Here is a 904-nt window from a genome sequence, read left to right as displayed (position 1 = left end):
GCGCGAAGGCACCACCGCCGCAATAGCGATAAAATTAAAAAATCCCGTCTTTGAAAGCCAGACGAAAAACAAACTTGGCAACTCGGACATTCGCGCATGGGTGGTGCAGGAAGTCCGCAACGCGGTGGAAGACTGGCTGCACAAAAATCCCGAAGCAAGCAAAAAGCTTGAACAGAAAATAAACGCCAACGAAAGCCTGCGCACGGAGTTAAACGCCGTCAAAAAAGAGGCGCGTGAAGCGGCGAGAAAGATCGCCCTTAAAATCCCCAAGCTTAAAGACTGCAAGTACCATCTAGAAGACGGCAAAGAGGGGAAAGAGTCCACCATTTTTATCACGGAAGGCGACTCCGCCTCCGGCTCGATAGTTTCAAGCAGGAACGTGCTGACGCAGGCGATTTTCTCGCTTCGCGGCAAAGTGGAGAACGTCTACGGAAAAAAACGCGCCGCCATCTACAAAAACGAGGAACTTTTCAACATGATGATGGCCCTGGGCATCGACAACGACATCGAAGGCCTCCGTTACGCGAAAATAGTAATCGCCACCGATGCCGACTTCGACGGCTTCCACATACGAAACCTGCTTTTAACCTTCTTCCTCTCTTATTTTGAGGAACTTGTTACGGCGGGCCACGTCTTTATTCTTGAAACGCCGCTGTTCCGCGTCCGCACGAAAAAAGAAACCCGCTACTGCTACTCGGAAAAAGAGCGCGACGAGGCGGCCGTCGCCCTAGGTTCGCAATGCGAAATAACCCGCTTCAAGGGATTAGGCGAGATAAGCCCCAAAGAGTTCGGGCAATTTATCGGAGAGGACATACGGATAGTGCCTGTGTCGGTTAACACCTTGAAGCAGGTTCCGCAGGTGCTGGATTTCTACATGGGGAAGAACACGCCGGAGAGGCGGGAG

1 protein-coding gene is annotated in these 904 nt (G+C 52.0%); it reads left to right on the top strand.

The window, feature by feature from the left end; genetic code table 11:
• Positions 1–904: toprim domain-containing protein (locus tag ACYVTD_RS14285; protein WP_461248390.1), on the top strand; the 904-nt coding region annotated here is incomplete at both ends.

It is taken from the genome of Treponema sp. R6D11, assembly GCF_054786075.1.
This window is presented reverse-complemented; position numbering and strand designations above follow the sequence as displayed.